General features: G+C 62.6%; 29 protein-coding genes. 14 read left to right on the top strand and 15 right to left on the bottom strand.

Annotated elements, in window-relative coordinates; genetic code table 11:
• Positions 1 to 20: 20 nt before the first annotated feature.
• The gene (locus BB347_RS00375; protein WP_076579585.1) at positions 21 to 200 is read left to right on the top strand and encodes a hypothetical protein; all 180 of its coding nucleotides are present in this window, start codon (positions 21 to 23) and stop codon (positions 198 to 200) included.
• Positions 201 to 334: 134 nt separating this feature from the next.
• Here BB347_RS00375 and hemA read toward each other — a convergent pair whose 3' ends face one another.
• From hemA to BB347_RS00355, 4 genes are all read right to left on the bottom strand, one after another.
• Entirely contained in the window at positions 335 to 1702 is a 1368-nt protein-coding gene (gene hemA, locus BB347_RS00370; protein WP_076579587.1) for a glutamyl-tRNA reductase, read from the bottom strand.
• Positions 1699 to 2355, bottom strand: coding sequence for a precorrin-2 dehydrogenase/sirohydrochlorin ferrochelatase family protein (locus BB347_RS00365; protein ID WP_076579589.1), 657 nt, complete (start codon positions 2353 to 2355; stop codon positions 1699 to 1701). Before BB347_RS00365 ends, hemA begins: the two co-directional genes overlap by 4 nt.
• Positions 2356 to 2458: 103 nt before the next feature.
• The gene (gene ahbB, locus BB347_RS00360) at positions 2459 to 3568 is read right to left on the bottom strand and encodes a siroheme decarboxylase subunit beta (protein ID WP_076579591.1); all 1110 of its coding nucleotides are present in this window, start codon (positions 3566 to 3568) and stop codon (positions 2459 to 2461) included.
• A gap of 40 nt (positions 3569 to 3608) precedes the next feature.
• Positions 3609 to 4013, bottom strand: a complete 405-nt coding sequence (locus BB347_RS00355) for a DUF5778 family protein (protein WP_076579594.1) — start codon at positions 4011 to 4013, stop codon at positions 3609 to 3611.
• A gap of 125 nt (positions 4014 to 4138) precedes the next feature.
• Here BB347_RS00355 and uppS point away from each other — a divergent pair, with 125 nt between their 5' ends.
• Entirely contained in the window at positions 4139 to 5095 is a 957-nt protein-coding gene (gene uppS, locus BB347_RS00350; protein ID WP_076579596.1) for a polyprenyl diphosphate synthase, read from the top strand.
• A 170-nt stretch (positions 5096 to 5265) separates the two neighbouring features.
• Positions 5266 to 5640 carry a hypothetical protein gene (locus BB347_RS00345; protein WP_076579598.1) on the top strand — a complete coding sequence of 125 codons (375 nt, stop codon included), beginning with the start codon at positions 5266 to 5268 and terminating at the stop codon, positions 5638 to 5640.
• Between the two features lie 10 nt (positions 5641 to 5650).
• On the opposite strand, the gene BB347_RS00340 is transcribed toward BB347_RS00345, so the two are convergent.
• The gene (locus BB347_RS00340) at positions 5651 to 6256 is read right to left on the bottom strand and encodes an undecaprenyl diphosphate synthase family protein (protein WP_076579600.1); all 606 of its coding nucleotides are present in this window, start codon (positions 6254 to 6256) and stop codon (positions 5651 to 5653) included.
• Positions 6257 to 6462: 206 nt separating this feature from the next.
• On the opposite strand from BB347_RS00340, the gene BB347_RS00335 reads away from it, so the two are divergent.
• Positions 6463 to 7815 carry a DUF92 domain-containing protein gene (locus BB347_RS00335; protein ID WP_076579602.1) on the top strand — a complete coding sequence of 451 codons (1353 nt, stop codon included), beginning with the start codon at positions 6463 to 6465 and terminating at the stop codon, positions 7813 to 7815.
• 22 nt (positions 7816 to 7837) lie between these two features.
• Here the strand turns inward: BB347_RS00335 and BB347_RS18870 are convergent, their stop codons facing one another.
• The 3 genes from BB347_RS18870 to BB347_RS00325 form a co-directional block, all read right to left on the bottom strand.
• Complete coding sequence (locus tag BB347_RS18870) at positions 7838 to 7999, bottom strand: hypothetical protein (protein ID WP_157524973.1); 162 nt, start codon at positions 7997 to 7999, stop codon at positions 7838 to 7840.
• A gap of 62 nt (positions 8000 to 8061) precedes the next feature.
• Positions 8062 to 9465: a DNA primase DnaG gene (gene dnaG, locus BB347_RS00330; protein WP_076579604.1), complete on the bottom strand. Its 1404-nt coding sequence runs from the start codon at positions 9463 to 9465 to the stop codon at positions 8062 to 8064.
• A gap of 154 nt (positions 9466 to 9619) precedes the next feature.
• Complete coding sequence (locus BB347_RS00325; RefSeq protein ID WP_076579606.1) at positions 9620 to 10510, bottom strand: ArsR/SmtB family transcription factor; 891 nt, start codon at positions 10508 to 10510, stop codon at positions 9620 to 9622.
• A 175-nt stretch (positions 10511 to 10685) separates the two neighbouring features.
• On the opposite strand from BB347_RS00325, the gene BB347_RS00320 reads away from it, so the two are divergent.
• The 4 genes from BB347_RS00320 to BB347_RS00305 all read left to right on the top strand — a co-directional run bounded on the left by BB347_RS00320 (position 10686) and on the right by BB347_RS00305 (position 14335).
• Positions 10686 to 10961 (top strand): DUF3311 domain-containing protein, encoded by a 276-nt coding sequence (locus tag BB347_RS00320; RefSeq protein WP_076579608.1) that lies wholly within the window; start codon positions 10686 to 10688, stop codon positions 10959 to 10961.
• Complete coding sequence (locus BB347_RS00315; protein ID WP_076579610.1) at positions 10958 to 12427, top strand: sodium:solute symporter family protein; 1470 nt, start codon at positions 10958 to 10960, stop codon at positions 12425 to 12427. The genes BB347_RS00320 and BB347_RS00315 overlap by 4 nt, the downstream gene beginning before the upstream one ends.
• A gap of 114 nt (positions 12428 to 12541) precedes the next feature.
• Positions 12542 to 13327 (top strand): SDR family oxidoreductase, encoded by a 786-nt coding sequence (locus tag BB347_RS00310; protein WP_076579612.1) that lies wholly within the window; start codon positions 12542 to 12544, stop codon positions 13325 to 13327.
• Positions 13328 to 13372: 45 nt separating this feature from the next.
• Positions 13373 to 14335, top strand: coding sequence for a hypothetical protein (locus BB347_RS00305; RefSeq protein ID WP_076579614.1), 963 nt, complete (start codon positions 13373 to 13375; stop codon positions 14333 to 14335).
• Positions 14336 to 14351: 16 nt separating this feature from the next.
• Here BB347_RS00305 and ubaA read toward each other — a convergent pair whose 3' ends face one another.
• Positions 14352 to 15239: an SAMP-activating enzyme E1 gene (ubaA, locus tag BB347_RS00300; protein WP_076579616.1), complete on the bottom strand. Its 888-nt coding sequence runs from the start codon at positions 15237 to 15239 to the stop codon at positions 14352 to 14354.
• A 195-nt stretch (positions 15240 to 15434) separates the two neighbouring features.
• Here ubaA and BB347_RS19500 point away from each other — a divergent pair, with 195 nt between their 5' ends.
• The 4 genes from BB347_RS19500 to BB347_RS00285 all read left to right on the top strand — a co-directional run bounded on the left by BB347_RS19500 (position 15435) and on the right by BB347_RS00285 (position 19299).
• Positions 15435 to 15620 (top strand): HVO_0416 family zinc finger protein, encoded by a 186-nt coding sequence (locus BB347_RS19500; RefSeq protein WP_076579618.1) that lies wholly within the window; start codon positions 15435 to 15437, stop codon positions 15618 to 15620.
• A gap of 328 nt (positions 15621 to 15948) precedes the next feature.
• The gene (locus BB347_RS19965; protein WP_449289605.1) at positions 15949 to 16107 is read left to right on the top strand and encodes a DUF7563 family protein; all 159 of its coding nucleotides are present in this window, start codon (positions 15949 to 15951) and stop codon (positions 16105 to 16107) included.
• Positions 16108 to 16210: 103 nt separating this feature from the next.
• The gene (locus tag BB347_RS00290; RefSeq protein WP_076579620.1) at positions 16211 to 18085 is read left to right on the top strand and encodes a UvrD-helicase domain-containing protein; all 1875 of its coding nucleotides are present in this window, start codon (positions 16211 to 16213) and stop codon (positions 18083 to 18085) included.
• 35 nt (positions 18086 to 18120) lie between these two features.
• Entirely contained in the window at positions 18121 to 19299 is a 1179-nt protein-coding gene (locus BB347_RS00285; protein ID WP_236995967.1) for a M24 family metallopeptidase, read from the top strand.
• Here the strand turns inward: BB347_RS00285 and BB347_RS00280 are convergent.
• A complete protein-coding gene (locus BB347_RS00280) occupies positions 19296 to 19583 on the bottom strand; it encodes a DUF7533 family protein (protein WP_076579624.1) in 288 nt (95 codons plus the stop codon). The two genes, BB347_RS00285 and BB347_RS00280, sit on opposite strands and share 4 nt — an antisense overlap.
• Positions 19584 to 19747: 164 nt before the next feature.
• Between BB347_RS00280 and BB347_RS00275 the strand changes: the two genes are divergently transcribed.
• Both BB347_RS00275 and BB347_RS00270 read left to right on the top strand, forming a co-directional pair.
• On the top strand, positions 19748 to 20422 hold the full coding sequence (locus BB347_RS00275) for a riboflavin synthase (RefSeq protein ID WP_076579626.1): 675 nt from the start codon (positions 19748 to 19750) through the stop codon (positions 20420 to 20422).
• A 142-nt stretch (positions 20423 to 20564) separates the two neighbouring features.
• Complete coding sequence (locus BB347_RS00270; RefSeq protein WP_076579628.1) at positions 20565 to 21323, top strand: TrkA C-terminal domain-containing protein; 759 nt, start codon at positions 20565 to 20567, stop codon at positions 21321 to 21323.
• A gap of 141 nt (positions 21324 to 21464) precedes the next feature.
• Here BB347_RS00270 and BB347_RS19750 read toward each other — a convergent pair whose 3' ends face one another.
• The 5 genes from BB347_RS19750 to BB347_RS00250 form a co-directional block, all read right to left on the bottom strand.
• Positions 21465 to 21590, bottom strand: a complete 126-nt coding sequence (locus BB347_RS19750; RefSeq protein ID WP_257787627.1) for a hypothetical protein — start codon at positions 21588 to 21590, stop codon at positions 21465 to 21467.
• A gap of 65 nt (positions 21591 to 21655) precedes the next feature.
• Positions 21656 to 21877 carry a hypothetical protein gene (locus BB347_RS00265; protein ID WP_139326965.1) on the bottom strand — a complete coding sequence of 74 codons (222 nt, stop codon included), beginning with the start codon at positions 21875 to 21877 and terminating at the stop codon, positions 21656 to 21658.
• A gap of 384 nt (positions 21878 to 22261) precedes the next feature.
• A complete protein-coding gene (locus BB347_RS00260; protein ID WP_076579632.1) occupies positions 22262 to 22612 on the bottom strand; it encodes a hypothetical protein in 351 nt (116 codons plus the stop codon).
• A gap of 86 nt (positions 22613 to 22698) precedes the next feature.
• Positions 22699 to 23706, bottom strand: a complete 1008-nt coding sequence (locus BB347_RS00255; RefSeq protein WP_076579634.1) for a PrsW family intramembrane metalloprotease — start codon at positions 23704 to 23706, stop codon at positions 22699 to 22701.
• A gap of 345 nt (positions 23707 to 24051) precedes the next feature.
• Entirely contained in the window at positions 24052 to 24549 is a 498-nt protein-coding gene (locus BB347_RS00250) for an FxLYD domain-containing protein (protein WP_076579636.1), read from the bottom strand.
• Positions 24550 to 24657: the final 108 nt, after the last annotated feature.

Genomic DNA, 24657 nt, shown 5'->3' with positions numbered 1-24657 from the left:
GGCTATGGAGAGATGTTCGTATGTGTGACCGGTCTGGAACGTGTTTAGATACCGACACCTGCCAGCTCGTGCTCAGAAACGAGCGCACCGGGATCGAGACCACCGAATACTACTGTAAGGCACACCTCGTCCTCCGGATCTGGGAAGTCGACGCCGACGACGATCTCGAGGTCGTCGACGCGACGAAGCTCTGGCACTAACGCTCGAGTGCTGGTCGCTCGAAAACCGACTGGTCACTCGAAAGCCGGCTGATCGCTCGAAAAACGGCTACTCTCTCGGAAATTCCCCTCACTACGTCGCAATCGTTCACACACCGTGTCGAGTCCGTTCCGCGCTAATCGTCGTCCGTCGCCTCGAGTCCGGATTCGGTCGCGACTGTCTCGGTCGGCAACGGTGGCGCGATCGGGCCGTCGTCGCCGCCGAACTCCGGATCGAACAACTGGAGTGCGGTGTTGATCGTGCTCCAGTCGTCTTCTGCAGCGGCTTCGCGGAGGCTCTTGGTCGGCGGCGCGAGCAGTTGATTGACTAATGCGTCGGCCATCGACTCGACGATTTCTCGCTGAGCGGGCGAAAATTCCTCGCCCTCGAGTCGCGAGAGCGCCGTCTCGAGTTCACGCTGTTTCATTCGCTCGGCGGATTCGTACATCGCGGCGATGACCTCGTCCGCGCGAGCGCGTTTGTACTGCTCACAGAGCAACTCGAATTCGGCATCGACCATCGACTCGACCTCGAGAGCCGCGTCGGCGCGTTGTTCGCGGGTCTCGGCGGTGATCGACTCGAGGTCGTCCAGATCGTAGACGGTCACCGACGGGAGATCGTCGGCTGCCGGCGCGACGTCTCGAGGTTGGCCGAGGTCGACGACGACTCGCGTCGAATCGTCCCCGGCAGTCGAACGGCTGCCCGCGCTCTCGGCGGAGCCGCCGGATTCGAAGTGCGTCTCCTCGAGAACCGGCTCGGCGCTCCCGGTAGCCGTAACGACGACGGCGACGTCGCTTGCGAGGGACTCGAGCGCCGACAGCGACGTCGCACTGGCCGTTGCCTCGAGTTCGCTCGCGAGGTGTTCGGCGTGGTCGACCGTTCGGTTGGCGACCACGACCTCCGAAACGCCCGCGTCTGCGAGGTTTCGAGCCGCGAGTCGCCCCATCTCGCCGGCCCCAACGACGAGCGCGCGAACGCCCTCGAGCGATCGTTCCTGTGCGGCGAGCGTGGTCGCTGCAGAGCCGAGTGAGACGATGCCCTCGTTGATTTCGGTCTCGGTTCGCGCCCGTTCGCCGACGTGGATGGCCTTCGTGACGGCAGCCTCGAGCATTTCGCCGATACCGCCGGCGCTCTGGGCGTCCTCGTAGGCCGTTCGTACCTGGCCGAGAATCTGGTCTTCGCCGAGGACGACCGACTCGAGGCCGGCCGCGACAGAGAGGAGGTGTCGAAGGCTCTCGTCGTGGTCGCTGACGACCACGCTGTCGTCGTCGACACCGTCGAAAAACTGGGAGACGGCGACGCGACCGACGGCGGCGTCGCTGGCGACGACGTACGCTTCGACTCGGTTACACGTCGAGAGGACGTACGCCTCTTCGATCGCTGGGACGGAGCACAGGTCCGTCACACCGTGTCGTTGACTCTCGGGGCTCGCGGCGGCGAGGTCGTCGACACTCCCGCTCTCGTGGGTGACGCGTGCACCGGTTACGACACCGGATGGGATCACGATCGATCACCCTCGGTAGGCAGTTCTTCGCTCAGCACGTCCTCAATCACTTGTCCACAGTTAGGAGCACCCGTACGTAAAGCTGTCCAAACGCCAGGACGTTCGACGACGTCGGTGACGATCTCCCGACGGCGTTCGGGCGACACGTCCCGGGATTTGAGTTCCTCCCTGAGTTCGCCACAGAGTCGAGCCATCTCGCCCGCTCCCTCGAGCGTCTCCTCGAGTTCGCGTCGGAGATGTTTGCTCACGGCGGGTGCCGTCCCGCCGGTCGCGATCGAGACGACGACCGGGTCTTCCCGAACGGTTGCGGGCACGACGACGCTTCCCGCGTCGCGTTCCCCCGAGCGATCCGCGCGGTTGAGCAAGATACTGCGGGCTCGAGTCGCTCGTTCGATCGCGTCGTTGATCGCCTCGTCGCTCGTCGCGGCGACGACCAGCGCGGGGTCGACGCGCTCGAGCCAGTCGTCGATCTCCTCCGGCTCGGGTGCGCCCCGAATGCGAGACGCGCCGCCGAAGGATTCGTCCGCGAACTCGGGGCTCACGACGACGACATCTGCCTCTCGAGCGAACCGGCGAGCCTTTCGCGCGCCGACCGAACCGCCGCCGAAGACGAGAATGCGAGCACTCGAGAAATCGTGCAGCAGTGGAATCATCCGTGCCCACCTTTTTTCCACTCGGGTCCGCGGAGCGGACCACTCGCGCAAAAAATCCGTCCGGCGAGAGCGCTGCTCTCGCTGACCGTCGCTCGCGGACAAATCATGTTTGCAGTTCGTCACCCCCCGTTGTGTTCGCGTCCGCTCGCTCCTCGAGCCGGATACCCGTTTTCTTCAATATTTGCGTCGAAAACAACGAGTCCCAGTCGTCCGCATCGACGTCCCAGTACTCGGCCATCGTGTCGCGAACCTGCTCGATGCGCCGGTCACTTTCGGCCTCGCTGCGGCCGTGGGTCATCGCGAAGAAGTTGTACGGCCAGACGCCCTCGTGACGCGGCCGTTCGTAGCAGTGCGTGACGAACGGTAGCGAGGCGACTTCGGGGCCGACCTCGCTGACGAGTTCGTCGGGGACGTTCCAGACGGTCATCCCGTTTTCCGTGTAGCCGAGGGCATAGTGATTCGGGACGACGCCGATGCGTCGAATCTTGCCCTCTCGATCGAAGCGTTTCGTGGTCTCGAGTACCCACTCGCGGTCCTGGTCGATCGCGTCGGCCACGTCTGCGTATGGGGTCTCGGTGAGGGGCAGTCCGCCCTGCACCTCGAGCACGAGGTCGCGTTCGGCCGGAGTCAACGTGGAGGCGTCGGTGGGCGACACGTCGGGACCGGGGGCCGAGCAGTCGACGCCCGGTGTGGTCGAATCGCTCGAGTCCGAGTCCGAGGGACCGAGTGGTCCGTCGACGTAGAATTTGGCTTCGACGCGAAACTCCTGTTGTTTGGGCAGGTTGTACGTCTCCTGGCCGGTTTCGGCCTCGATCTGCTCGAGGACCGCATCGACCTGTTGGGCTTTGGCAACGCTCACGACGAACCAGACGTTCAGGTACGGATGCTCGCGTTCGTAGTTGTGTGCGACCTCGCGGTGGTCGTTGACGGTCTCGACGACCTCGTCGAAACGCTCGTCGGGGGCGTGCATGGCGACCAGCGTCGCCGCACCGCCGATCTCTTGTGCGTTGACGAGCGGGCCGAATCGGGAGAGCACGCCGCGCTCGTCCAGGTCACGAATCGTCTCGAGCAGCGCCGTCGCGTCGATGTCGATCCCTCGATCGCGCATCGCGGCCGCTGCGTGTTCGAAGGGCCGTTTCGCGACGGGAAAGCCGCCCTGAAAGGCGTTGACGACCGCCCGTTCGCGTTCGGTGAGGTCGACGTCCGAAGTCATACGCGTGCTCGGTACTGCTCGCTGATAAACAATCCGTCCTTTAGTCGCCGCGAACGCCCGTGACGTCGAAGCCGAGGTCGCGGATGTCGTCGAGAATCGCCTCGTGATCGGCGCTCGCTCGGTAGTAGATCACGATGTCGAAACTCCCCTCTCGCAGGAGTTGCTGGCACTCCCAGACGAATTCCTCGTCCTCGAGCGTCAGCCCCTGGTGTTGGTTCGAGGAAAAGTCGGTATCGTCGTTGCCCGAGTAGACGTAACAGTCGGTCGGATCGTGACCCGAGTGCGTGGCGATAACGTCGCCGACGTCGATCGTCGCCTGCATCATCTGGACGTCCGCTTGCCCGTCGTAGTCGGTGTGGACGATCGCACCGTTGAGGTCGATTTCGCCCGGCTCGAGCAACGCCTTGGTCCGCCGGTAGAGGTCGTCGTCGATGGTGTCTGCCATTGTCCACCGCGACGCACGCCGAACTGATAGCCGTCACGATTTCCCCCGTTCGTGACGCCCCTTTCGTTCTCATGGTGTCGTATACCACACAAGACACATAGGGATCGCTGACCTTTTGTTCGCCAATGAAGCGCTGGCTCCGGCAACGCGTCGATGCAGTCTACGAGGAGGTGCTCTCGAGAGAGGTTTCCGGCGCGCCGACGCACGTTGCAGTTATTCAAGACGGGAACAGACGGTACGCCCGTCGGAAGGGCGACGACGCGACCGACGGCCACCGCGAAGGCGTCCAGACGACCGAACAGGTCCTCGAGTGGTGTCAGGAAATCGGCGTCGAGGAGCTCACGCTGTACACGTTCTCGACGGAGAACTTCGACCGGCCGGAAGCGGAAAACGAGGCGCTGTTCGACCTGCTCTGTGAGAAACTCCGCGAGTTCGCCGACGCCGACCGCGTTCACGATAACGGCGTCCAAATTCGCGCCCTCGGCGAGGTCGAACGCCTCCCCGAACGCGTCCGCGACGCCGTCGAGTACGCCGAACGCCGAACCCGAAGCTACGATCAGTTCGTTCTCAACATCGCCCTCGCCTACGGCGGCCGGTCACAACTGCTCGAGGCGGTTCAGGGCGTCGCAACGGACGTCGAGCGCGCGGGGCTCGAGCCCGGAGAGATCACCGTCGAGACGATCGAAAACCGACTCTACGACCGCCCGGTTCGCGACGTCGACTTGATCATCCGAACGGGCGGGGACGAACGGACCTCGAACTTCCTGCCGTGGCACGCCAACGGAAACGAAGCGGCAGTCTTCTTCTGTGCTCCCTACTGGCCGGAGTTCTCCAAGGCGGACTTCCTTCGCGGAATCCGGACCTACGAGCACCGCGAGGAGTCCTGGCGACGAACCCGTGCGCGACGCGCCATCGCCCTCCTCGGAGCCGTCAGCGATCCCGAACTCGTCGAAGCGAAATCGGTCGTCGAACGATTCCGCGATTCGCTGCCCTCCGGCGAGCAACCCGATCCGGAAGAGCTCGAGACGACCGAGAGCACTCACGCCGACGGACTCGACTCGAGCGGACAGGCCGCGGACTGAGCGGCTGTCGTGGTTCTTTACCGGTGGTCGCTGCTCCGGGGAGTGATTATCGGGAAACCGTTACAGCACCCGTACGAGCCGCTTCAGTCGGCATTTTCGCAGTAGTATTATTCTCGACGTGACAGCATTGTTCCACAAGAGCTATAGTTGTCATTCGTGCATCAGTAACCATGTCATCACCCCACATTCGTATCGACATCGACAGGTTTGCACGGGTGACCGATCTGTCCGTCGAGACGGCGTACTCCATCCTCGCAACCGGTCGGACGCGGATCAGCATCTATCTCCTCTCGAGGGCCGAGCCGACGCTCACACTCGAGTCTCTCGCGTCGGGAATGGCGCGTCTCGACGGTGTCTCATTGGAGCGTGCACGCGTGTCACTCGTCCACGAGATACTGCCAAAACTCGAGGATTATGGTGTTCTCAGCTACGAATTACAGGGCGAGGAGTTGTCCGTCGACGGGCCGATCGTCGGGCTCGAGAATCCACTCGGTGTGGTAGTGGAAACCGTCGAGACACCGGCGCGCACAGGAGTAGATCGGTAACCGACGTTTCCTATCGACCGAACCGTCGAGAGCGATTGCAGTACTCTCGAACGGCACGCAAGAAGTCTCGTTTGCGGAGGTCCCGCCAGTTGACGTCGGTGAAGTACAACTCCGAGTACACCGATTGCCAGATCATGAAATCGGAGAGTCGCTCGGCACCGGTTTTGATGACGAGGTCGGGTTCGGAGGGAAAGATCAGGTGTTCTTCGACCTGCTCGTCGTCGATCTCGTCGGGCTCGAGTTCGCCATCTTCGACCCGCGTCGCGAGCGTCCTGACGGCGCTGGTGAACTCGTGTTTGCCCCCGAGGCCGATCCCGATCCGAATCGGCGCGTCGGCGCGCGTCCGGTCGTCCGGTCCGCGAACGGCAACCGGTTGCGGTGCCTCGATCGTCTCGAGTTCTCGTCGCAACGCCGGAACGGCAGCCGTGTCGAGAACGCTCACGTACACCGTCACCTGCGAGGCGTACTCGAACGCCCAGCCGAAACAGTCGGTCAGCGTCTCGTACGCTCCGCGCTCGAGCAAGTCCCGTTCGGTGAGGACGAGGGCGATGTGGTCCGGCGGCTCACCCTCGTGGCGGCGAATGCGAAGCGACAGATACTGTTCGTACACTCCCACAGCGGGAGCGTTTCCCGCCCGTTCCTATACCGGTTACGGGTTTTCACGCCACGGGAACGCGAAACCCAAAGCGGACCGTTCGATCGTGCACACTCGAGGACGGTGCCCGGTGCGTGACTCACTGAGGATGGCGAAAACACGGGTGTGAGAGGGTTCGGAACGGTTCACGAACCTTCAAGTAATCGCCACAGAAAGGACTCGATATCGTGACAGCAGCCGTTCGGCGGGCAGGTGCGTTTGCACTCCTTTGTACGCTCGCCCTCGCCGTCCCGGTCGGCGGCCCGTGGGTTGGCGCTGCGATCGCAGCCACGGTCATTTTGGGTGCGTTCGCCGTCACCGACGGGCCGCTCTTCGACCTCCTCGCGTACCCGGGTGATTACGAGGACGGACGGCTGTACGGACTCATCACCTTCGTTCTCGCGGCCGTGACGCTCGGACTCATTTCGATTACGACGTCGATGTCGGTCGTCATCTTCGTCGCCACCGTGTTGCTCATCGGCTACGGCAACGTCGCAGAGCAACTCACTCGACGCCGAACCGACCACACCATCGTCCCCGTAGCCGTCTTCTGCCTGGTCTCGACCGGTGGTTCCGTCGCCGGACAGGCCGTTACGTACGCACTCACCGCTGAAAGCGGCGTTCAGGAAACGATCGGCTCGAGCGCCCCGACGATGGTCTTTCTCGGCGCGAGCGGCGCGCTCCTCGCTTCACTGTTACGCGACATCTTCCTCGCACGCGACGACCCGATCGTCATGCTCTCGGTTGGCCTCCTGGGTTGGCTGCTCGCCGAACTCGAGCCAGCACTCTCGCTCACGGTCGGCGAAATCGCCCTCGCACTCGCAATTACCGCAGCCCTCGGCTACGCCTCTTACGCCCTCAAGACGGCTTCCATCGCGGGGATGCTCACCGGCGTGTTGCTCGGATTATTGACGATCGTCCTCGGCGGGTACGGCTGGTTCGTCGTCTTGATCTCCTTTTTCGCGATCGGCGGCCTCTCCTCGAAGTTCCGGTACGAAGAGAAAGCGGAGATGGGCGTCGCCGAAGCGAACGACGGCGCACGCGGCAGCGGGAACGTCCTCGGGAACGCAGCGGTCGCGATCATCGCCGTCCTCGGCTACGCTGCCAGTTCGGCCTCGCTCGTGCCCGGAGACCCCGAACCGACGCTGTTTCTGTTCGCCTTTGCCGGCTCTGTGGCGACGGCCATGAGCGACACCCTCTCGAGCGAGATCGGCAGCGTCTTCGAGACGCCCCGACTGATCACGACCCTCGAGCCCGTCGAACCGGGCACCGACGGCGGCGTCACCTGGCAGGGTGAAGTCGCCGGTATCGCCGGCGCAGTGGTCGTCGCCGGCATCTCCTACCTCCTCTTTCCCGAGGTCACCGTCGTCGGTGCCGTCATCATCGTCACCGCCGGCATCGTCGGGATGACCGTCGACAGTCTGCTGGGAGCGACGCTCGAGGGGACGGTGCTCGGAAATCAGGGGGTAAACTTCCTCGCGACGCTCTCTGGAGCGATAATCTGTGCACTCCTCGTCGTCTCGTTCGCCGTCTTCGGCTGAGGAGAGCACCGGCGAAATTCAGTCAATTCGGCTCGTCTGCCGTCGGATCGACCTCCGTACTCGACCACCACTGAGAGTACGCAGCCGCGTTCGTCGCGGCGAACACGACGAGTATCCAGAGTCCGAGCAAGGCGAGTGCGGCCGTCGGTGGCGGGGACATCTCGAGCGAATCGTGCGCCGGCACGGGTATCAACACGTCGGTCCGAGCATCTTCAAGAAGTCCGGAAGAACCCGAGAGCCGAAGGGTTACTCCGTCTCGGGTGGCTCCGCGGCGATGTCGTCGATTGCGTGTATCTGCACGCCCGTCGGCCGCTTGGTGAACTGACCGAGCGACTGGGCGACGATCCGTTCGACGCCGCGGTCAGCCGCCAGGTCGAGTACTCGCTGATCGAGGATATCGTCGAGAACGACCGTCGCCGGGGCCGACTCGAGTCCCTCGAGTTCGTCGTAGACCTCCCCGGCGGGCGCTTCGTCGATCGGCTCACCGTCGGCGTCGAGGAACCGGACGGTGTCGGTCTCCGCCCGGATGATCGCCGTCGCGTGCTCGTAAACGGTCCGGGGCGACTCGGAATCGTCCTCGAGTGCCTGCGGTGACGTCGCATCGCGTGATGTGGGGGCCGAGTCGACCGCGTCCGCGTCCTCGAGTGCATCCGGACGTGTCGACGAGCGCGTCGTCGTCGCGTCGTCAGTGGGGGTGGAAATCGCAGGCGCGTCTGAGACGTCTCGAGTCGCCGTCGGTGTCGATTCCGTCGCGTTCGGAGGCGAGTTGCGCTCAGTCTCCGTCGGTGCCGGTGCGGGGGTCGAACTGCCGTCCGTCGCAGCGACCGCCTCCCGCGGTTCGTTTACCCCCGAGACGACGTCGTAGGGGGTTTTGTTGCGCAGCGAGGCGAACAATTGGTGGTGATCGAGTTCCTCGACGGAGGTTCCCGACGGCGCGAACGCCACGTAATCGACGTCGCCGACCTGCGCGAGTTCTTCGAAGATGAGGTCACCGCCGCGGTCGCCGTCGAGAAACGCCGTCACCGTCCGGTGGTGTGAGAGTTCGGCCACGGCGTCGGGAACGTTGGTCCCCTCGACCGCGATGGCGTTTTTGACGCCGTACTTGAGCAGGGTGAGCACGTCCGAGCGGCCTTCGACCACGATTATCGCGTCGCTGTCGGTCACTCGCGGCCCGGCGGGAAGGCCCTCGTACTCGGTGATGTCCTCGACGCGAACGTGTTGGCGGACCTCCGAGAGAATCTCCTCGGAGCTCATCACGGAGTCGTCGAATCCCGTCTGCAGGAGTTCCTTCGCTCGATCGACGACCTCCTTGCGTTTGGCCGCGCGAACGTCTTCGATCTCCGTGACCTCGAGGTCGGCGTGACACGGGCCGACGCGATCGGTCGTCTCGAGCGAGGCCGCGAGCGTCGCGGTTTCGACCTTGTCGAGGCTGGTCGCGATGGTCAGGTGGCCGTGTGACTGGCCGGCGGTACTCGATATTTTGACGTCGATGCGCCCAACTTTCCCCGATTGCCGGAGGTCGCGGAGGTCGAGGTCGTCGCCGAGCAAGCCTTCCGTCTGGCCGAAGATGGCCCCGACGACGTCGCTTCGCTCGACGACACCGTCTGCAGTGACGTCGGCGTGGATGAGGTATTTCGAGGTGTCTTCCATGGTATCTCCCCTCGGATGCGATACCGCAGACACGGTACCGCAAGCGGTTACCTAGATTTTGGGCCGTGACGGGGAAATAGCTGTTGACCTGTACATCATCACTATCGTCACGAGAGCGTGAGCGAAACGCGACACGAAAGGAGTACGAGGCCACTCAGTACGCTGGCCGAACCCAGTACCAGTACGTCGTCACGGCGAGCAAGACGACCGACCCGCCGAGGAAAAAGAGTAGACCCGGGGGCACCGTCGTGAACAGTACCTCTGCGACCTCCGCCGTCCCGTCCCCTGATCCCTCGAGTGAACCGTCACCGGTTATCGATTCCCCACCTGCGCCGTCACCGTCTGCACCGTCGCCATCAGTGCCGTCCTCGCCGGACGCTTCGTCGTCGGAGTCCGCATCCTGCGCGCCGAAATCGTCGTCAGCGTCGTCGGCACTCGAGTCGCCCGTTCCATCGGCGTCGGCTCCGTCGACATCGTCTCCCTCGGTATCGGCTCTCTCGGTATCGGCTCCATCGCCGCCAGTCTCGTCTGTGTCGTCGGTGCCGTCAGCGTCGTCAGTTCCGGCCGGTGCACCTGCACCGCCAGCCGAACCGTCAGCGGCTGATTCGGCCCAGTTGGTCAGTCCGAGTTGGACCAACAGACTCCCTCCAGCGAGGACGGTGAGACCGCCGACGAACCTCGAGAGGGCTTCGCGCAGCCGACTCGCGGCAGATTCGTCGCTCGTGACGATCAACGGCCCATTCGTCGTCGCGTAGACGCTCATCTCGTTCCCCCGCGAGGAGTACCAGGTGTCGACGACCTCGACCAATCCCGCCTCCTCGAGGTTCTCGAGGTGATAGCGGACGTTCTGTATCGAGGAATCGATCGCGTCGGCGACGTCACTCGGTGTCCCCGGTTCGTCGTCTAACCGTGCGTAGATCCGCCGCGCCGTCGTCGACGAGAGCGCGCTAAACACGGCGTCGGCGTCTTCACCCTCGAGGTCGACGACGCGCGGTTGGCCCTCGGTTTCTGTGGGCTCAGAACGGAACGGAAACAGCCGGGCCATATCAGTTCAAGTGACATTCGCCTGCCGACCCCTATACTCTTTCTCCTCCCTGAAAGAGCGATTTCACCTTGGGGAAAGTGCACGACGGCACGCACTCGAGCACCCGATAGGAAATTCTCTTCAATGGATAGTGTTGAAGGGAAACGATTACCAACGTCGACTCCAACCACGGCATATGCGTCGACTCGAAGTCTGGGGGTGGATCGTCGTCGCGGTCGTTCTCTGCGGACTCGCGATTCCGTGGTTCCTCTGGGGTGACGGTACCGTCGTCTGGGGAATACCGCTGTGGCTCTGGTGGCACGTCGGCTGGATGGGGGTTGCATCGGTCGTTTTCTGGGTGTTTACCCAACGAGCCTGGGGGATCGGCATCGAATCGAACTCGACGGCGACGGACTCGAGCGACGAGGGAAACTCGAGTCGAGCCTCGGGGACGGGAGGTGAACGACAGTGACGCTGGCGATCCAACTCGGTATCATCGTCGGCTACCTGATTCTCGCGTTGGTCATCGGGTTAGTCGCCTACCGGCTGACCGACCGAACGGCGGAGGACTTCTACCTGGCGAGTCGAACCTTTGGAACCATCGTCTTGCTCTTCACGACGTTTGCGACGCTCCTCTCGGCGTTCACGTTCTTCGCCGGGCCGAACGTCGCCTATCAGGAAGGCCCCGAATGGGTGCTCGTCATGGGCCTGATGGACGGCATCATCTTCGCCATCCTCTGGTACGTCATCGGCTACAAACAGTGGCTGCTCGGCCAGCGATACGACTACGTCACCCTCTGTGAGATGCTCGGCGACCGCTTCGCCTCGAGACGGCTTCGCGGCCTCGTCGCGGGGATCAGCCTGCTTTGGCTCTTTCCGTACGTCATGCTCCAGCAGGTGGGCGCAGGCACGGCCCTCGAGGCCCTGACCGAGGGGGCCGTCCCCTACGCCGTCGGCGCAGGGCTCATTACGGCGTTCATGATCCTCTACGTCGTCGTCGCCGGCATGCGCGGCATCGCCTGGACCGACACCCTGCAAGGGGCGTTCATGCTCTTCGCGACGTGGATCGCCCTGCTCTGGGTGCTCGCCGTCGTCGGCGGTCCGAGTGCGGCGACGTCGGCACTCGAGGCCGAAGCGGCTCACCACCTCGCGCTGGGGAGTGACTTCTACACGGTTCAGTGGATGCTCTCGACGGCGATCACGATCGGCTTTGGCGTCGCGATGTTCCCGCAGGTGAACCAGCGATTCTTCGCCGCGGGTTCGCGAACGGTACTCAAACGATCGTTCGCGCTGTGGCCGATCCTCTGCGTCCTCCTGTTCGTTCCCTCGTTCATGCTCGGCGCGTGGGCTCGCGGCCTCGACGTGACGATTCCGGAGGGCGAGAACGTTCTCCCCGTCGTGCTCGCGGAGTACACGCCCGTCTGGTTCGCCGCGCTGGTCATCGCCGGCGCGATGGCTGCGATGATGTCCTCTTCGGACTCGATGTTGCTCTCGGGGTCGTCGTACTTCACGCGGGACCTCTACAGACCGTTCGTCGAAGCGGACCTCTCCGAGCGCCGCGAGGATCTCCTCGCTCGAGTCGGCGTCGTGATCTTTGCCACGGCCGCGTTCGTCGCCAGCCTCTGGAATCCGGCCACGCTGTTCGAACTCGGCGACGCAGCATTCAGCGGTTTCGCCCAGCTCGCCCTCCCCGTGATGGTCGCCCTCTACTGGCGACGGACGACTCGGGCCGGCATCACCGCCGGAATCGTCCTCAGTCAGGCGTTTTACCTCTCGAGTCTCTTCGTCGCCGTCGTCCCGCGCGTCTACGCCGGGTGGACGGCCGGTCTGGTCGGTATGGGAATCGGACTCGTCGTCACCGTCGGCGTCTCGCTGCTGACGTCACCCGCGGCCGACGAGCAACAGTCGCTCTACTTCGACGAACTGGGTGCTGACTGAAGCGAAGTCGTTTCGTCCCTTCGGACGTCCGGTTCTGATTCGCCTCACACACCACCGTCCGCATCGATTTCCGCCGACATCGCTACTTAGTAGCTCCTCGCCGTCTACCCGCACATGGATCTCGACCTCGACGGTAACAGCGCACTGGTGACGGCCTCCTCGAGCGGCCTCGGCTTCGCGAGCGCCCAGGCACTGGCCGCAGCGGGTGCGAACGTGATGCTCTGTGGTCGCGACGAGGAGCGTCTCGAGAACGCTCGCGCGGAACTCGCGGAGACGGCGGCGGGGGAAGTGCTGGCCACGCCGGCCGACATCACCGATCCGGACGACGTGACCCACCTCGTGAGCGAGACGGTTGACGCCTTCGGCGGCCTCGATCACCTCGTCACGAGTGCAGGCGGCCCGCCGAGTACGACCTTCCTCGAGACCGACGAACAGGACTGGTACCAGACCTACGACCTGCTCGTGATGAGCGTCGTCTGGACCGTCGAGGAGTCCCGCGAACACCTCCTCGACTCCGACTACGGCACGATCACCTGCATCACCTCGAGAACGGTTCGGGAGGTGGCTGACGGCCTCCTCCTGTCGAATTCGGTTCGTCGGAGCGTGAGCGGACTGGTCAAGACGATTTCCCGGGAGTTCGCCCCGGAGATCCGCGCGAACGCCGTCCTCCCGGGGACGATCGAGACCGCACGCATCGAGGAACTCGTCGAAGCGAACGTCGAACGCGGCATCTACGACGACTACGAGGACGGACTCGCCGCCCTCGCAGACGAGATTCCGATGGACCGACTGGGCGAGCCTCGGGAGTTAGGCGATATCGTCGCCGTCCTCTCGAGTCCGCGCTCGAGTTTCGTCACCGGCGTCGAGGTGCCGATCGACGGCGGATTGATGCGAAGTTAGGCTCGAATCGTAACGCTCTCTTATCGCCCCAATCTGGCAGTACTCGTGTACCGATCGGCACAGCTCGCGGGATACTTCGCGTTGCTCCTGACGGCTGGTGCCTTACTCGTCGGCTCGCTGGTCGAGCCCGTGGAGATGCCCGCCGGAACGACCGGCGTGCAGGTCGGACTCGTGGTGACGGCCGCCGTCGCCGGACTCGTCGAGCACCGACGCTCGCTCGGCGCGTTCGAGTCGGACCAGCCGGGCTTCGATCGCTCGGACGCAATCGATGGGTTCGCCGTCGTCGTCGGGGCCCTCGCAACCTACGCGCTGAGCGTCTACGCCGGCCTCGGGCCGGTGCTCGCCTCCGCGCTGGTCGGGCTGTTCGCCGGCCTCGCCGTCGCGAACGTCGGCGCGCCGGTTTACTGCGGCTCGTTCGTCGGCATGGCCTCGCCCGGCGTCTTCGGCTCCCTCGAGTACGTCGCCCTCGCCGGCATCGTCTCGGGAGTCGCGTTCGCCGCGACTTCGGAATCGTTCGGCGGCGTCGGGGGCAAACTCGGCACGCTCGCGCTGTTCGGCTGTCTCACGGCGGGCGCGCTCGTCGGTCTCGAGTACGCCGATCCCGGCGCGCCCGAGTGGGAGTTCCTCTCCCTAATCGTCCCCGTCGCGGCCGCTGGCGCGGTCGCCACGGTCGTCCTGAGCGTCCGTCTCGAGTGGGGTGGGGTCGTCGGCTCCGGCGTCGTCGGCGTGGTCGCCGGAATCGCCTTTCCGCTCGCGTTTCCGGACCTCGGTTCGACGCTCGCCGCCGTTGCCTTCTGTGCCTCTTTCGTCGGCATGTCGAGCGTCGATCGGCTGGCCGACGAGTGGCAGGTCGCCGTCGCTGGGGCCCTCTCCGGACTGGTCTTTCTGGCCGTGACGCCCGTCTTCGAGGGTGCTGGCGGCAAACTCGGCACGATCGCGTTCGTCTCCTGTATCGCCGTCCTCGGGGCGCTCGAAGTGCGCGAGGCTGCCGTCGAGTACGTACGTTGAGAACGAGGGAGAACAGTTAGTCGGCCGAAATCTGGCAGGTTCCGTCGTAGGAGACGTCTTCGACTGACTCGATTTCCGGTTCGTCGCCACACACTGGACAGGTCGGGTTCGAGCGCACGTCGACCGTCTCGAAGCCCATGTCCATGGCGTCGTACATGAGGAGGCGACCCTCGAGTACCTCGCCCTTCCCGAGGACGTACTTGACGACCTCGGTGGCCTGAATGCACCCGACGGTACCGGGAAGGACGCCGAGGACGCCCGTGGTCGCACAGTCGGGGACGGTTCCCGGTTCGGGCGCTTCGGGGAAGATGCAGCGGTAACACGGTGGAGAGTCCGGAGACTGATCGGCGCCGGTCCCGTCGCTCGAGTCGTCCCCGACGCTTGACTCGGCCCCGCGCTCGTTCGTGAACGTCGTCACCTGTCCCTCGAAGCGGTAGATCGCGCCGTGAGAGAGTGGCGTCTCGGTGAGGACGCAGTGGTCGTTGAGCAGGTACCGCGTCGCGAAGTTGTCGCTGGCGTCGAGGACCACGTCGTACGCTGCGACGAGGTCGGCGACGTTCTCGGCCGTGATCCGCGTCTCGTGTGCGTCGACGTCGATGTCGGGGTTCAGCGCGTCGACGTAGTCGGCCGCGCTCTCGACTTTCGGCCGGCCGACGTCGGCGTCGCCGTGGACGATCTGGCGCTGGAGGTTCGAGCGTTCGACGACGTCGTCGTCGACGATGCCGAGTCGACCGATTCCAGCGGCCGCGAGGTACTGAATCGCGGGCGAACCGAGGCCCCCAGCGCCGACGACGAGCACCGAGGCGTCGAGCAGTCGCTGTTGGCCCTCGGGCCCAATCTCGTCCATGATGACGTGTCTCGAGTACCGATCGAGTTGGGTCGCATCGAGGCGAAGGTCGCTCATACCCGTCAATTCGGCCGAGAAGGGGAAAAGTCCGCTGGTCGGGTGGCGAGTCGAGCGTCTCGAGCAACCGAGACTGGGTCAGAACCGATGGCCAACGGTTTGACCTATCGTGGATCGGGGTTTGAGAGAGACCACTCGAGGCAGAGATGTGGGTGAACCACACAGTTTAAGAGCGTGGGAGTTATTGACACACCTATGGCAACCTCACCCAGTGGAGCCGGTGACGACGTCATCGATCAATACCTTGCCGACCGCGGTCACGCGGTAGAACAAGTCGGGTGGGAACAGGACTATAACAAAAAGCAGTGCCCCGATTGTGGCGGACTTCACGATACGTCCGCACGAAGTTGTACCGTTTGCGGGTGGGAGCCGACGGTGTAATCCCCCGCTCCCGTCTTCCCACCCGGAACCGAACTGCTCGCCTGCCGTTTCGTTTCGAGCCGTCGACATTCACAGAGAGCAACTGCGTCGTCGAGGGTGGAGATATCCACATTTTTTAGTCAACCGTCCCTCGTTGCAGTCGTCCAGAGTCGACCCACAGATCCGTTTCGTACGTCGTGGGACGGACGGACAGCCTCTCGGACCAAGGAAACAGCGTCGACAAGCGATTGTTACCCGCGATTATCCGACGGAGGGAACCGATAATATTTCCAACTGTGTTCGATACAATTATATTCTCTCCATCACCAACATTTCGCTGAGAACGACTATGCCGGAGTGCCAGAACTGTGGGACGTTCGTCACGGATGCATACGCTCGCGTGTTCACACCGCGTGGCGTCGACAACCCTCGAGTCTGTCCCGACTGCCGGGATAAGATCCGAGACGGTGCCGAAATTCGGAACGCACGTTCGACGCGAAATCAGTAGAGCCCGCAAAACAGCGTCCCGCCGCAGTCCCCGGAATCGAGTCGACGTTTTTCTCGAGGAAAACCCACGTGACTTATGGGTGTCGCGCCCCTGAACAGCTACAATGGCTACCACGGAGACGAAGGTGACCCGGTTGTTCGGTGGTCCGGGCAGCGGGAAGACGACTGCCCTGCTCGACCACGTCGAAGAAATCCTCGAACAGGATGACGTGACGTTCCGGGATATCCTCGTCGTCTCGTACACTCGTGCGGCTGCACAAGAGGTTCGTGAGCGATTGGCTGAGCGACTCGACGAGAGTCCGCGTGCCCTGCAAGGAAACGTCTGTACGATGCACGCGAAGGCCTACGAACTGCTCGATCTCTCTCGAAACGACGTCATCGGCGAGTCCGACAAAGAAGAGTTCTGTGAGGAGTACGGCATCGAGTACGAAGACGAGTACAGTGGTGCCGGTCGCCGAACCGCTCGCTCGACGACGATCGGAAACAAGATCATCGCGACGAGCCAGTGGCTCCAGCGGACCAGCCGCGACGTCGCCGACTGGTACGATGTCCCCTTCCAATGGGACGAAGAGGAGGTTCGACTCCCGCCCGAGATCGACTCGAACGCCCAGGAGGGCAACAAGTACACGCCGACGTGGCCCTCCGACGACGACCGAATCGACGTTCCCGAAGCGATTCGCGGCTGGCGCTCCTACAAGGGCGAACACGGCAAGATCGGCTTCGCGGACATGCTCGAGCGCGTCAAACAACGCTCGCTCCTCCCGAGCGTCGACTACCTCGTGATCGACGAGTTTCAGGACATCACGACGATGCAATACGACGTCTACGAGGAATGGAAACCACACATGGAGCAGGTCCTCATCGCCGGCGACGACGATCAGGTTGTCTACTCCTGGCAGGGGGCCGATCCGGCACTCTTACTCGACGAGGAAGTCGACGACGACGTTATTCTGCCAAACTCCTACCGGCTTCCATCGAACGTCCTCAATGCCGTCAACAAGGAAATTCGCCACATCGACAAGCGCCAGGACAAGGACCTCAAGCCGCGAAAAGAGGGCGGTGCCGTCGAAGCCCGGCGCAACGCCTCCATGCTCGACGTCGTCCGAATGGTCCGCCGAACGCTCGTCGAAGACGATAGCACCATCATGATCCTGTTCCGGGCGCGCTATCAGATGTTCCAGTTCATCGACGAGTTCATCACCGAAGGCGTCCCCTTCACCTCGCTGACCGACCAGCGAATGTGGACCGACCGACTCACCCAGTACGTCCGCGCCGTCGAAGCGCTCGAGGAAGGTGAAGACGTTACCGGCCTGCAGGCACGACGCCTCGCCGACATGCTTCAGGAGTCCGCGTTCGGAACGAACGAACGCGACGGACTCTTCGACGAAATCGACGAGCGCCAGGAAGAGACCGGCATCGAGGACCTCGAGGAACTCATGATTCCGGCCGACGTAATCGAGGAGTACGCCCCGTTCATGCCCGGCCCAGCCTCGGCGTCTGACATGGTCCGGAAAGTGACGAACTTCCAGAAGAAAAGCATCAAATCCTACTTCGGAATCGGCGAGTACACCGGCATGGCGACCGACCGCGTCCGCGTCGGCACCATCCACTCCGCGAAGGGTCGTGAGGCTGACCACGTCATCATCGGCACCGACCTCACCGAGAAGGTCGTCGAGCAGATGGTCGCGACCGTCGACGACCCCGAAGCCATTCCCGGCTGTGAGGAGTTTACCAAAACGACCTCGCCCGTTCCCGTCCTCACCGACAACGAACGCCGCGTCTTCTACGTCGGAATGTCCCGGGCTCGAGAACGCCTCGTCATACTCGAGAACCTCGTCGACGGCGCTCCGACGCTACCGATCGACGTCTTGCTCCACAACGAACTCCGAGAGGAGCCACTCGAGGAGATCATCGAAGCGGCTCAAGAGCCCCAGGAAGCAGACGCCAACAGCGAGGAACTCGAAGCCGAAGCACCGTGACGTCAGCGCCGTCACCCACCACCGGTGAAACCGCTGTGGACTCGCTCGAGGCGGCACTCAACGAGGAACTCGAGGTGCGCGAGGCGGTCGCGTTCGTGGTCGTAGGCACCCGTTTCGATCCGACGATTCGATACTGTGAGTTCGCGCTCGAAGAATCGGCGACGGTCGACGGGACAGCCGACCGCCCTCGAATCACCGGCGGAGGTCACGGTCCTCACATCGCCGAACGGAACCGCGAGACGGTCGCACTCGCCTTCGATGGCGACGCGTGGGTCGCGAAATTCTCGACGAGTGCCTCGAGTCACCCAACCGACGCGCTCGCAATGAAACTCGCCGACTCGAGTGAGACGGGAACGGTGCTCGCCCCACGACACATTCCACACGACAGCGCGCTCTACCTCGAGGAGGCCGGCTTCGAGTTAGCCTCGTCGGCTGTCGTGAGTCGGACTCGAGCGACGAAGACGGAGCGAGAATTGGACCGAATCGCGAGTGCGCAGGCGACCGCGACCGCCGGCGTCCGTCGTGCCGGGACAGCCCTCTCGAGTACGATGATCGACGACGGAACGCTCGTTCTCGAAGGAGAGCCACTGACGCCGGCGCGACTCCGAACGCTGGTCGACGAGGAAATCGTCTCGGCCGGTGGCCTTCCCGGGGCAAACACGATCGTCAATCCGGACCCCGAGCACAACCCGTCGACGCTCGAGGAGCAAGCAGGATCCTCCTCGACGGCCGATCCGCTTCGGGCCGACGAACCGATCGTCGTCCAAACGGCCCCATGCGGGCCCGGGGGCTATCACGGCGGGCTGACTCGAACGTTCGTCGTCGACGGCGACGGCGGGCGAGAACGCCGGGCTCACGTCGGCGTCACCCAGTCCTTTCGCTCCGCAGCGGCTATGTTGACCGCCGATTCGGAGTCGGTGACCGCCGTCGAAGCCGACCTCGAGGCCGAGGTGCGCGCGTTCGGTTTCGAAGAGCCCGATGCCGTTCAGACTCGCGTCTCCGGCGTGGGTCTCGAGCCAGTCGAGCCACCCCTCGAGGGTGGCGACCGGATCGAATCCGGAAGCGTCGTGCGACTCGAGTCGGCCGCCCGCGTCGACGACGGGTCGTGGCTCCGAATCGCCGACGTGCTCGTCAAACCGGACGGCGAGCAACGGGCGGCGTATCTAGAGGGACCGTCCCGGTCGCTCGAGCCTGCAGCGATGGTGGAGCGTTAGGAACGCTTGTCGCTCGATTCTGCCGTCGTTTCGCTCGAGTCGTTCTGGTCGTCGTCAGCGTCTTTTGGGATCGCACCGGCGGCTCGTTTGGCGAGGAGGCCGGGAACGTCGGAGGGCAACGTCACTCGCTGCTGGACGATGACGAGCGTGACGGCGAGGACGATCAACGTCGCACCGACGAAATGATCTCCACGGACGAGAAGGAACTCGAGTCCAGCGAGCGCGGCGGGGAGCGCGAGAACGAGCGTCCCTGCCAATTTGATCGTATCGATGATACCGGCCATTGGGCGAGGATACCGCAGGTGTGGACAAAAGGACGGCGACTGTCGCTTGCGAGTTGCGGACAACGGACGCCAGTGCAAAATACAACTCGACAACTTTTCGATGACGAACGTGGAATGCATCACGGTGTCGGAACGGATTTATTCGTCCGCGGGCACGTTCGAGTATGTTCACGGGAATCGTCGAGGAAACCGGCGAGATCGTCACGCGTGCCCAAAGCGAGGACGGGCTTCGATTGCGGATCACGGCCGACGAGGTCGCAACGGGACTCGAGCACGGCCAGAGTATCAGCGTCAGCGGCGTCTGTCTCACCGTCGAGCGATTCGAGGACGGGGCGTGGTTCGAAGTCTTTCTCGCCACGGAAACCGTCGAACGGACCTATCTCGGTGAGCTTTCTGAAGGCGACGTCGTCAACCTCGAGCGAGCGATGCCGGCCGACGGGCGATTCGACGGGCACGTCGTTCAGGGTCACGTCGACGCTGTCGCGACGGTTTCGAACGTCGAATCGGTGGAGGAGAGCGAGGCGCCACGCGCCTCGGAACAGCCGACCGGCGACGAGCCGGGAGGCGACTGGTTCTTCGAGTTCGATTTGCCCGCGGGCTACGGCCGCTACGTCGTCGACAAGGGCTCAATCACGCTCGACGGCATCAGCCTCACCGTCGCTGATCTTGACGCAGCAAACGGGCGTGTTACCGTGGCGATCATCCCGACCACCTACGCCCTCACGACGCTCTCCGAGAAATCGCCCGGCGACCCGATCCACCTCGAGGTCGACGTGCTCTCGAAGTACGTCGAACGGCTGCTCGAGGCGCGGTTCGAGGACGGATCCGATTTGCTGTAATAGGGTGTCGATATAGCAGTTGGTAGGACAGCTTTGTTATTCGAAGTGAGCGTGAAAAAGACGTTCAGTAGAGGCTGCTCATATCGCAATCCCGTTGAATGAAGACTACGTCTTTTTACAGCGCTCTGTAGGACGCCATCTCATGGTAGCGACCAATCAAATCCTGTCCGTTTTCATCATCTTTGCCCTCGCACTACTCGTGATCCGGATCGGAGCGATTGCACTTCGAATGACTGGTCTCTCACCGGACGTGGCCACATTTCAGGCGGCATCGGCATTTTCGGGAGCAGGGTACACGACCGAAGAGGCAGAGTTTACGGTCTCGGAGCCAAGCAGACGAACCATTGTCATCTGGCTTATCCGACTTGGAAGTGTCGGAGTTGTGAGTGCGCTCGCGTCGCTCCTTCTGTCGTTCATCAACGCTGAGGGCGAAAACATCCTTACCCTCATCTACGTTATCGGTGGCGTTGTTGGAATTATCCTTCTCGCTCGGAGCCAACTATTGAATCGAGCATTGACGCCAGTTATCGAAGGGGCACTTGACCATACGACTGACCTTACCATCCAAGATTACACGCAGGTACTCGGTCTTCAGAGTGAATATCGCGTCGCCGAAGTTGAGATCAACGAAGACGAATGGTTGGCAAATGATACAGCCAGAGAATTGAATCTCTCTGACGAAGGGGTGATCCTGCTCGGGATCGAGCGAAACGAGGACTATATTGGTGCCCCCGGTCCCGATACAGAGATTCAACCGGAAGATACCGTGACCCTCTATGGGAAAGAAGATCGATTACAGGAACTCGCAGACCGAGACGAAGGGGACGTTGGAGCGCACAATGAAGCGCGTGACGAACACGCAAACATCCTCTCTGAACAAGAACGAGTCATCGATCAGTAAGCACACGTAGTTTCCGAGTTACTCAATTCAGTTTCACTGAAATTATCCAATACAGCATTCGTCCTACTAGCCGGTACTGACCGCGGACAGGTTCGGATACGCCAGAACTGAATTACGGCAGTCGAGACGTGCTACCTCGAGTTACGCGTTCACGTCCTCCCAGCTTTCACCGCCGAAAAAGTTCCTGAGCGCGGCGATGACGGCCGCGTACGTCACGAACGCGAGCGCGATGAATCCGAAGACGATCAGTAAGAGGATCGTTCCCATACCTGTCGAGCGTCGGGAAAGTAACATAATTCTTTGGGTCGGGCGAGTCGAGAATCCGCCGGTCGCTACCGCCTTTTCATGACCTCCGGTGGGAGTCGGCAGCCACAGGGGGCAACCTGTGCGGCGGAGGGTTCGACGAGGGCGACGACCATCACCGTGCGGTGGCATTTCGGGCAATGCGTCCAGCGTTTCATGCCGTTCTCGTCCCGATAGCTGTACGCCTCGTACTCACGCAGCGGGTCGTCTGTGGCTTCACCCTCGTCGTTCCCGCTCGAGTCGTCGCTCACATCGACCACTCCAACACTCGAGGGCGGGTCGGTTGGGGCTCCATCAGTCGCGACAAAATCACTTCTCGAGGAGTGTGATTCGGTTGCTGTTCGGGACGTTTATATCGTCGTGTTAGTAATGTAATCATGGCTTCGTTCAGATCCCGATCTGGGATGGAAGCCACGTCTCGGGTGACTCTACCACCCGGGGCAGTTCAGACGTACGCCCCCGCGGCTTGCTGGAGTGTGACTTCCGTTCTAAATGTTGTCGTATTGTGACTTATATCTACTGTTGTATTCGTGAAATCGACTCGAGAGGCGGACGAACGGCCGAGTGAACGGAACGAACGCGACTGAGCGAATACGGTCGAAAAAGACAGCGAACAGAGCGAACGGGCCGCGTGATCAGACGCCCGGCACGCCGAACGCGTCGATCTGAATCCCGGGGGCCGCGTTCACGAGGAAGAGGATCAACAGTGCGGATAGCCACGCGGCGAGGCCGATGAGGGCAGCGTTCATCCACCCGCCGGGGTAGCGCCAGTTGATGACCCAGATCCAGGCCACGAGCGCGATGAGCGGCCCGATCAGCGGAATCCAGGCCACGAGCGCCCACGCGATCGCGCCCACGAGCGCCGTCACGACCGCGTGTGAGTAGTCGTCGACACCGGCGATCACCGATGCGCCGAAGTAGATCGCGAGTCCGCCGACGAGCAATGCGACGACGAACGCGACGAGTGATCCGATGAGTGCAACCATCACAACATCGTAGACGTCCACTCGGGAAATAAACTTCGTTGCAGTCGGTGACCGAAATGGTCACTCGAGCGTGAAAATCATCCGCATTATCGCTGTGGCGGATCGAATTCCGTGAGTTCTGGATCGGGAACGTCACCAGTGTCGTCTCTGACGGTTCGGTAGGTCCGGCGGTAGCGAACGATCTTCCGGTAGAGGTAGTAGCCGACCGCGAGGTCGAAGACGATCACGTAGCCCACGAACGCGAGGCCGTAGGGAACCGCGTAGAGCGTCGCGACCAGTTCGGGGACGATGCCGACCGTGACGTTGTACGTCCCGTGGACGAACGCGGCGATGAGCAGCCCCTTCACGACGAGCGGACCCGCGTTGTCGGGGTTGAACTTCGCGAGTCCGAGGTAGTAGCCCGCGATCGCGGAGTAGATGACGTGCCCGGGGCCGACGAGCGCGCGAACGGTCGCGATTCCGCTCGCCGCGGTGATCGTCCCGACGTCTGCCGCGGCGACCTCACCGGAGATGTAGATCGCGTTCTCGATGGCGGCGAAGCCGAGACCGGCGACCGCGCCGTAAACGGCCCCGTCGATCACCGCGTCGAAGGTGTCGCTGCGATACGCGAAAAAGCGCACTGCGAGGAGTTTGACGGTCTCCTCGACCGGACCGACGATGAGGTAGAAAAAGAGCACCGTGCCGATCAGGGGAATCGACTGCAACACGGGTCCGACCGCCGAGTTCACGACGGCCGCGAACGTCGCGAACAGGACGGCGAGCACGAACGTGGCGACGAGGAGGCTCAAGGGTTCGTTCGTCGTGATGTCCGTGTACCAGATGAACGCCGCGAGGAGGCCTGCGGGAACGACCGAGAGTCCGAAGAAAACGGCGAGTGACGGATCCTCGAGCACCAAAACGGCTGGCTGGACGAGTAAGAGGAGCGTGATCGCGAGTGCAACGACGAGGAGAACCGTCTGGTAGCCGTAATTGAGGACATCGAAGACGGTACACGAAAATCGATCGAGTCGCGAGCGAGGTTCCCACGTCGAAACGTCGTAGAGGTCCCTCGAGTGCTCGTCGGCTCGCTCGATCGGGTCCTGCTGTCGGTCCATGGGACCGTCTACGAGAGACGCGCTGGTAAGCGTTCGGCGGTCATCCTCCGGACCTGTCGATTCGTTGCCCACTGTTCGACGCGATCGAACGGCAACAATCGACGAGTACTGGGCGAAACCGGTCTCGAGTGATCATTTCATGCTCGTATATTGATAGCGGTTAGACTGGCGGAGGTCCCAAACGGACGTCGGTCGCGACGGCGAGAGGGTACGCGTGAAAGACGACTTCCCAGCACCACCCGTAGCCGTACGCTTAGTACTGTCTCCCGTCCATCGAACAGCACACAGAGTAAGCCGACAACGTCTCTCGATTCTCTTCAAAATAATCCGCGATGACGACCGATCTCAGTGCTGGGAGCCGCTGACAGCGATATCGAAGTCGTCGACGTCTTCGGCATCTTCCATGATAGTGACTTCGAACGCCCACGTCTGATCGGGGTCGAGATCCTGCGTGTTGGTCATGTATCGGTCGAGTTGGTGTCCGTCCGCATCGTACACGCGAACACTGACCTCGACGTAATCGAACATTTCGTCGTCGCCGTTCTCGACAACTCCCTCGACGTACACCTCATCACGGAACTCGCCTTCTTCAACAACTAAGTCGTGCTCGGTAATCGAGAGATCTCCGAACTCGAGATAGTCCTCACCTTCCTCACGGTCTTCGACTTCATCTTCGTCGGGAAGGTCGTCCCCGTTATCGTTCCCGTCGTCGTCCCCGTCGTCGCCGCCACCCTGATATTCTTCGTCATCATCGTCTGCACTCCCTGTACAACCCGCGAGTGCTGCACCGATCCCGATGCCACCCATTGCGATTACCTTCCGCCGCGTCTGTTTCAATCCCATCTACAATCTACACAGACACTCAAGGACATATGTAGTAATCGAATTGTGAACGAAATCAGTAACATTTCGTGAAATTCTAAAAAACTTGTTTGTTGGAGAATACATAAT

It is taken from the genome of Natronorubrum daqingense (assembly GCF_001971705.1).
Classification (GTDB): domain Archaea; phylum Halobacteriota; class Halobacteria; order Halobacteriales; family Natrialbaceae; genus Natronorubrum; species Natronorubrum daqingense.
This window is presented reverse-complemented; position numbering and strand designations above follow the sequence as displayed.

What these genes read in the sequence shown, in the direction of transcription:
- BB347_RS00375 (WP_076579585.1), top strand. Translation starts at nt 21, where the DNA reads ATGTGTGACCGGTCTGGAACGTGTTTAGATACCGACACCTGCCAGCTC.
- BB347_RS00365 (WP_076579589.1), bottom strand. Translation starts at nt 2,355, where the DNA reads ATGATTCCACTGCTGCACGATTTCTCGAGTGCTCGCATTCTCGTCTTC.
- ahbB (WP_076579591.1), bottom strand. Translation starts at nt 3,568, where the DNA reads ATGACTTCGGACGTCGACCTCACCGAACGCGAACGGGCGGTCGTCAAC.
- BB347_RS00355 (WP_076579594.1), bottom strand. Translation starts at nt 4,013, where the DNA reads ATGGCAGACACCATCGACGACGACCTCTACCGGCGGACCAAGGCGTTG.
- uppS (WP_076579596.1), top strand. Translation starts at nt 4,139, where the DNA reads ATGAAGCGCTGGCTCCGGCAACGCGTCGATGCAGTCTACGAGGAGGTG.
- BB347_RS00345 (WP_076579598.1), top strand. Translation starts at nt 5,266, where the DNA reads ATGTCATCACCCCACATTCGTATCGACATCGACAGGTTTGCACGGGTG.
- dnaG (WP_076579604.1), bottom strand. Translation starts at nt 9,465, where the DNA reads ATGGAAGACACCTCGAAATACCTCATCCACGCCGACGTCACTGCAGAC.
- BB347_RS00325 (WP_076579606.1), bottom strand. Translation starts at nt 10,510, where the DNA reads ATGGCCCGGCTGTTTCCGTTCCGTTCTGAGCCCACAGAAACCGAGGGC.
- BB347_RS00320 (WP_076579608.1), top strand. Translation starts at nt 10,686, where the DNA reads ATGCGTCGACTCGAAGTCTGGGGGTGGATCGTCGTCGCGGTCGTTCTC.
- BB347_RS00310 (WP_076579612.1), top strand. Translation starts at nt 12,542, where the DNA reads ATGGATCTCGACCTCGACGGTAACAGCGCACTGGTGACGGCCTCCTCG.
- ubaA (WP_076579616.1), bottom strand. Translation starts at nt 15,239, where the DNA reads ATGAGCGACCTTCGCCTCGATGCGACCCAACTCGATCGGTACTCGAGA.
- BB347_RS19500 (WP_076579618.1), top strand. Translation starts at nt 15,435, where the DNA reads ATGGCAACCTCACCCAGTGGAGCCGGTGACGACGTCATCGATCAATAC.
- BB347_RS19965 (WP_449289605.1), top strand. Translation starts at nt 15,949, where the DNA reads ATGCCGGAGTGCCAGAACTGTGGGACGTTCGTCACGGATGCATACGCT.
- BB347_RS00290 (WP_076579620.1), top strand. Translation starts at nt 16,211, where the DNA reads ATGGCTACCACGGAGACGAAGGTGACCCGGTTGTTCGGTGGTCCGGGC.
- BB347_RS00280 (WP_076579624.1), bottom strand. Translation starts at nt 19,583, where the DNA reads ATGGCCGGTATCATCGATACGATCAAATTGGCAGGGACGCTCGTTCTC.
- BB347_RS00275 (WP_076579626.1), top strand. Translation starts at nt 19,748, where the DNA reads ATGTTCACGGGAATCGTCGAGGAAACCGGCGAGATCGTCACGCGTGCC.
- BB347_RS00270 (WP_076579628.1), top strand. Translation starts at nt 20,565, where the DNA reads ATGGTAGCGACCAATCAAATCCTGTCCGTTTTCATCATCTTTGCCCTC.
- BB347_RS19750 (WP_257787627.1), bottom strand. Translation starts at nt 21,590, where the DNA reads ATGGGAACGATCCTCTTACTGATCGTCTTCGGATTCATCGCGCTCGCG.
- BB347_RS00260 (WP_076579632.1), bottom strand. Translation starts at nt 22,612, where the DNA reads ATGGTTGCACTCATCGGATCACTCGTCGCGTTCGTCGTCGCATTGCTC.
- BB347_RS00255 (WP_076579634.1), bottom strand. Translation starts at nt 23,706, where the DNA reads ATGGACCGACAGCAGGACCCGATCGAGCGAGCCGACGAGCACTCGAGG.
- BB347_RS00250 (WP_076579636.1), bottom strand. Translation starts at nt 24,549, where the DNA reads ATGGGATTGAAACAGACGCGGCGGAAGGTAATCGCAATGGGTGGCATC.